We start from the raw sequence: 6,000 nt of genomic DNA, 5'->3' as shown, positions 1-6,000 counted from the left end.
AGAAAAAGCCGATAAAGCGTCTGACTACAACGATTTGTTCAAGCTGAACGCCTGATGTAGCAAAGCCACTTCTAGTGGCTCAAGCGCAGCGTTCCAAACCTCCGCCTCTGGCGGAGGTCATGACTTTTCAATCGATCGAATTTCGAGACCACGCTGTCGCCGCGTCGTCCGCACTGGGACGTGGAGACTGCGGCATTGCGTGAGCCGTTGGCTTGCGACGATTGCGCCACTGCGCACCTTCGGCACCATCGCACGCGAAACCAGCTGAAGCGTCCGGCCGACAAATCCGAAAGCTCGGCACCGTTTCGGGTCGATACTCTGGGCCTCTGTCCGGCCATCGATCCGGCGAACGCATGAAAAGCCGCGCATGGGCGCCCGCCGGCCTTTTGCGCCGGCGGCCTTCGATCCGGCGTTACTGCTCTCGGGGCAGGGCGTAGGCGATCACGGAATCGCCCTTCTTGGTGCCGAGCGAGCCGTGGCCACCCGCAACGACCAGAAGATACTGCCGCCCGTCACGTCCTTCATAGGTCATCGGCGTGGCCTGGCCGCCGGCCGGAAGCCTGGCCTTCCACACCTGCTCGCCCGTCGTCAGGTCGTAGGCGCGGATAAAATAGTCGAGCGTGCTCGACAGGAAGGCGAGATTGCCGGCGGTGACGATGGGTCCGCCGAGATTGGGCACACCCATCTCGAAGGGCAGAGACACGGGCGAAAGATCGCGCACCGTCCCGTTCTTGTGCTGCCAGACGATCTTGCCGGTGGTCAGATCGGCGCCAGCGACGTAGCCCCAAGGCGGAGCCTGGCAGGGCAGTCCGAGGAAGGACCGGAAGGCCGCGAGCTTCACCGCATAGGGCGCGCCGAAATTTTCGTTGAGCGCGGGCAAGGCACCTTCGGGCGGCGCGTCGTTGACATAGAGCTCGGTCGGATCCTCCCGCGGCACCAGCTGCGAGGTGAAGGCGAGATAGGTCGGCGTGGTAAAGGCGACCTGCCGCTGCGGATCGACGGCAATGCCGCCCCAGTTGAAGACGCCAAAATTGCCGGGGTAGATCAGCGAGCCTTGTTCCGAGGGCGGCGTGAAGCGGCCCTCGTAGCGGTATTGATGGAAGCGGATGCGGCAGACGAGCTGATCGAACATCGTGGCGCCCCACATATCGGCGCCCGTCAGCCTCGGCGGATCGTAGGAGAGAGCCGAGACCGGCTGTGTGGGCGCCGTTCGATCGCCGTCGGCCGCGCCCTGCGGCGCCGGGGTCTCGGTGACCGGCAGCAAGGGCTCTCCGGTCCGCCGGTCGAGCACGTAGAGTTCGCCCTGCTTGGTGGGCTGCACCAGAGCCGGCACGGTCTGGCCGTCGATCGTTAGATCGATGAGGCTCGGTTGGGCGGGAACGTCATAATCCCACAGATCGTGATGCACCGTCTGAAACGCCCAGCGCACCTGCCCGGTCGCAAGATCGAGCGCCACCACGGACGAGGAGAACCGTTCGACCGCATCGCTGCGATTGCCGCCGAACTGGTCCGGTGGCTGGTTGCCGAGCGGCACGTAGATCAGGCCCAGCGCTTCGTCGGCGCTGGAGATCGACCAGCTGTTGGGCGAGTTCGGCGTGTAGGTCTGGCCCGGCGCCAACGGCTGAGTCTGGTCGGGGTTGCCCGAGTCCCAGTTCCACACCAGCGCGCCCGTATTGACGTTGAAGGCGCGGATGACGCCGGAGGCCTCGTTGGTGGAGACGTTGTCGAGCACGGTGCCGCCGACGATGACGAGATCGCGGGTCACCACCACCGGCGAGGTCGAATAGTAGGAGCCGGGATTGACGTTCGGCATATTGGTCCAGAGGTTGATCTGGCCGTTGTCGCCGAAGCTCGGACAGACCGCCCCCGTTTTGGGATCGAGCGCGATCAGGCGCCCGTCGGCGGTGGGCATGAACAGCTTGCCATCGCAGGTATCGGCCGTCCGCGCATTGGCAGCGGCCTGGGGCTGTTCGGCGGCGTTCGGCGCCGCTGGCTGCGGCGTCCCGTCCGTTTGCGACGCGGCGCCGGTCGAATCCGGCGATGCTGCCTCGGCTGGTGTCTGTGCGTTGTCCGCCGTCGATTGCGCCGTTGTCTGGCTGGCGGCCCGCGTCGTCTGGGCCGCCGGCGGCTGGTAGGACAGGCCGCGGCAGGTGAGGTGCTGCAGCGCCAGCTCGCCCTGGATCTTCGGATCGTAGCGCCAGACTTCCTTGCCGGTCACGGCGTCGAGCGCGATGACGTTCTGGTGCGGCGTGCAGAGATAGAGGCGGTCGCCGATCTTGAGCGGCGTCACCTCGTAGGTCGTTTCCGTCGGGTCGCCCGGTTCTCCGCGCTCGTCTCCTGTATGATAGTGCCAGGCGACGTCCAACTGGGCGACGTTGTCCGGGGTGATCTGCGCCAGCGGCGAGTAGCGCTGGCCGTAGGCCGTGCGTCCGTAGGCGTGCCATTCGCCGTCCGGCACGCCGAGATCGTCCGCCATCGCTGCGCTGCGTTCGGGCAGATTGCCCGCGCGCAGTGGCGGATCGTAGACCCAGGAGAAGGCGGCTGCGGCCACCGCCAGAACCAGGGCGAGCGTCAGCACGATGCCGCTCCCGCGAAAGACGCCGGGATGCACGCGGACTCGGTCGAGCGCGTCGCGCACCGTCGGCCGGCCGAGACCTCGCGTGATCCAGGGAGTCAACAGCCAGAGGCCGATGAGCACGACCACGTCGCCGCGCGGCGCGAGCTTCCACCAGTCGAAACCAACCTCCCACCAGGCCCAGGCCAGGGTGCCGACGACGAACAGGCCGTAGATCCACAGCGCCGCAGGCCGCCGGCCGATGAGGAGCGCTGCCGTGACGATCAGCACGGCGCCGGCGACGGCATAGTACCAGCTGCCGCCGAGGACGATCAGCCAGAGACCGCCGGCCGCGAGGCCCAGCCCGACGATCGCCAGGATGGCGCCGGTGATCCAGAGGGCAGGGCGGGCGGATGGTCCCGTCGTATCACTCATGCACTCGTTCTCCGCGGTTCGTGCCGCTCGGTCAGTGTCTCGTTCTGGGCAGGCGCTTCGTGTCGGATGGGCTATTCGTCCCGGAAATAAGCTTCGACCGGGCCGCTCAGCTTGAGCGTCATCGGTTTGCCGAACCGATCCTTGGAATTGCCGGCGGCAACCCGGACCCATCCTTCGCTGACGCAGTATTCCTCGACATTCGTCTTCTCGGCGCCCTTGAAGCGGATGCCGACGCCCCGCTGCAGCGCGTCGTTGTCGAAATGCGGGCTGGTCGGATCGATTGAGAGGCGGTCAGGCGGCTGGTCGGTCATGTCGTAAGGTCCGAAGGTCAGAAAATGGCGTCGTCGCGAGCACGTCAGCAACTAGGTCACGATGCCGGAGCGCCAATCCCTGCGGCTTCCTTGCTTTTGGTCCTGCAAGGCCGGGTGGGGCGCGATGGCGCCAGCCAGGCGAAAGGCGATCGGTGCAATATCGTGTCCACACTTGCACTTTGCGTCGTTGCTTGATCAAAAGAGACGACGAACAAGCCGAAATGCCGGTGCGCCGACGGCGGACCGCGAAGCCAGCAACCGTCGTATCGCGGCCGGCGCGCCCTCACGGCGAGCTTCGGGTCCGCGATTCGGCGCCACGACGAGGACGGATCGCGTGTTTCAGACTTTGGAGAGCCGGTGGCTGGACCGTGCCATGCTGAAGAAGGGCGGTCCCGGCGTTTACCAGTCGGGAGCCATGCCCTACACCGTGGTCGACGGACAAGCCGTCTTTCTGCTCATCACCTCGCGCCGCAGCGGCCGTTGGATCTTTCCCAAGGGATCGCCGATCGATGGCTTGACGCCCTGGCAGACCGCCCAGCAGGAGGCTCTCGAAGAAGCCGGGGTCGAAGGCACCGTCGACCGGGTGCCGATCGGATCGTACCGAACCCTCAAGCGGGGCATCCGCTCCAAGGTGCTCGATGTCGAGCTCTATCCGCTCAAGGTGACGGTGCAGCATGAGAGCTGGCAGGAAAACGGCCAGCGCTATCGCCACTGGGCCATTCTGCCGGAGGCCAAGCGGCTGATCGCCGACAAGGCACTGGCGGCGCTTGCCGTTCGCTTGGCCGAACGGGTTGCCGCACAGCGGTCGTTTGCCACCACGCCGATCGAGTTTCGGACAGCGGCCGAGAGCGATCTCTAGCTGGATCGGATCGTCCAAAACGTTCGGGCTGGCGCTGGCATCGGCCGCGGCGCCGACGGGATTGCCGCTTCGTGCTCGATGGAGCTAGCCCGCCAGGGCGTAGAGCAGCAGGTAGAGCAGCGCCGAGAGCGCCATCGAGGCCGGCACGGTGATCACCCATGCCGCCGCGATGCCCAGCATGTGATGGCGGCGCACCAGCCGGCGCCGCTCGCGTTTCTGGAAGTTCTTGATCGCCTCTTCGGGCGTCTTGTTCAGCTTCGACGTTCTGAGAAACGTCGAGCGCGGCTGGACGCCGGGATTGCGCAGGCCCCGGTTGGACTTGAACTCGCGTAGAAAGCCGACGCCGAAGACGGCGCCGACGGCGATGTGGGTCGAGGACACCGGCAGGCCGAACGCCGAGGCGACGAGCACCGTCACCGCCGCCGACAGCGCGACGCAATAGGCCCGCATCTCGTTCATCTTGGTGATCATCTGGCCGACCGTGCGGATGACCCGCGGTCCGAACAGCGACAGGCCGACGGCGATGCCGACGCCGCCGATCGCCAGCACCCAGAACGGCAGAGCCACCACACTCGCCTCGCCGGAGCCGCTGGCGGCGGCCTGGACGATGGCGGCGAGAGGGCCGACGGCGTTCGCCACGTCGTTGGCGCCGTGCGCGAACGAGAGCAGGGCGGTCGCCATGATCAGCGGCAGGGCAAACAGCGTGCTCACATGCTTGACGCGATTTTCCAGACCGGCCGACCCACGGCGGATCAGAGGGACGGACAGCAGCCAGCCGAGCAGGAAGAACCCGCCGCCGAGCACCAGAACGGTCGCAAGCCCGGGTGACCACACCCGACGCAATCCCTTGCTGGCGAGATACATGGCGAAGGTGCCGGTCATCAGACCGACGAACACCGGCACCCAGATGCGCGCGGCGGCGACCCGGTCCTGCCGGTCGACGATCGCCTTGTCGATGAAGGCGAGCAGCAGCGATGCGATGGCGCCGCCCAGCGCCGGCGAGATGATCCAGCTTGCCACGATCGAGCCGAGCATCGGCCAGGCGACGATATCCGCCCCGGCGGCCGCGATGCCAGCACCGACCACGCCGCCCACCACCGCATGGGTGGTCGAGACGGGCGCGCCGAGAAAGGTGGCGAGATGCGTCCACAAGGCGGCGGCCAGCGAGGCGGCCATCATCACCAGGATGAACTCGGAGGCCGTCATGGCCTGAACCGGGCGGAGCAACTCGCTGGAAATCGTGCCGACGACGTCGCCGCCGGCCAGGATAGCGCCGGCGGCTTCGCAGATTGCCGCGATCAAAAGTGCGCCGGTCAGCGTCAGGGCGCGGCTGCCGACGGCCGGGCCCATATTGTTGGCCACGTCGTTCGCGCCGATGTTGAGCGCCATGTAGGCGGCAGCGACCGCGGCGAGGATCACCAGGTGATTGAGCGGCCCGCTGACGATCGACAGATAGGCGAGAAGCACGGCGCCGATGAGAAAGACGATGGTCAGCCCCGGTGCCGCGGCGGCGCGCGCGTTCGACCGAGTCACGCTCTCCAGGCCGCCGATCTTCTTCAGGTCTTTGTCGAGAGCGCTGCTGGGCACGGATATCCCGATCGTTCGTGGACGGAGCGGCCGGCACGCCGGCTGTCGCCTTTTGCCGTGCCTTCCACCGGCCGTCTCATGATCCATGTCAAGGAGGCAAGACGCGCTCGGCAGGATGCTGGGGATAGACGGAAAAAATGAAACAACCGTCATGCAAACGACAAATCGCGAACGGCGACAATCGAGGTGGCCGCGCCGGTTGAGATCGGTCCGCCGCCGAAGCCGGCCTGAAGCCGGTAGCGCCGGCCGGGAGA

Annotated in this window: 4 protein-coding genes; 1 reads left to right on the top strand and 3 read right to left on the bottom strand. The window is 66.6% G+C overall.

The window, feature by feature from the left end; genetic code table 11:
* Window positions 1–412: 412 nt before the first annotated feature.
* Complete coding sequence (locus tag SMD10_RS20210) at window positions 413–2,989, bottom strand: glucose/quinate/shikimate family membrane-bound PQQ-dependent dehydrogenase (protein ID WP_331687541.1); 2,577 nt, start codon at window positions 2,987–2,989, stop codon at window positions 413–415.
* 71 nt (window positions 2,990–3,060) lie between these two features.
* Complete coding sequence (locus SMD10_RS20205; protein WP_331687540.1) at window positions 3,061–3,300, bottom strand: DUF3297 family protein; 240 nt, start codon at window positions 3,298–3,300, stop codon at window positions 3,061–3,063.
* Window positions 3,301–3,634: 334 nt separating this feature from the next.
* On the opposite strand from SMD10_RS20205, the gene SMD10_RS20200 reads away from it, so the two are divergent.
* Window positions 3,635–4,159 (top strand): NUDIX hydrolase, encoded by a 525-nt coding sequence (locus SMD10_RS20200; protein ID WP_331687539.1) that lies wholly within the window; start codon window positions 3,635–3,637, stop codon window positions 4,157–4,159.
* Between the two features lie 84 nt (window positions 4,160–4,243).
* Here SMD10_RS20200 and SMD10_RS20195 read toward each other — a convergent pair whose 3' ends face one another.
* Entirely contained in the window at window positions 4,244–5,746 is a 1,503-nt protein-coding gene (locus tag SMD10_RS20195; protein ID WP_331687538.1) for an inorganic phosphate transporter, read from the bottom strand.
* Window positions 5,747–6,000 lie beyond the last annotated feature (254 nt).

The sequence above is a fragment of the Consotaella aegiceratis genome, assembly GCF_036541425.1.
In the GTDB taxonomy this organism is placed as follows: domain Bacteria; phylum Pseudomonadota; class Alphaproteobacteria; order Rhizobiales; family Rhizobiaceae; genus Consotaella; species Consotaella aegiceratis.
The sequence above is the reverse complement of the archived record's forward strand: the minus strand, read 5'-3'. Positions and strand labels throughout refer to the sequence as shown.

What these genes read in the sequence shown, in the direction of transcription:
- SMD10_RS20210 (WP_331687541.1), bottom strand. Translation starts at nt 2,989, where the DNA reads ATGAGTGATACGACGGGACCATCCGCCCGCCCTGCCCTCTGGATCACC.
- SMD10_RS20205 (WP_331687540.1), bottom strand. Translation starts at nt 3,300, where the DNA reads ATGACCGACCAGCCGCCTGACCGCCTCTCAATCGATCCGACCAGCCCG.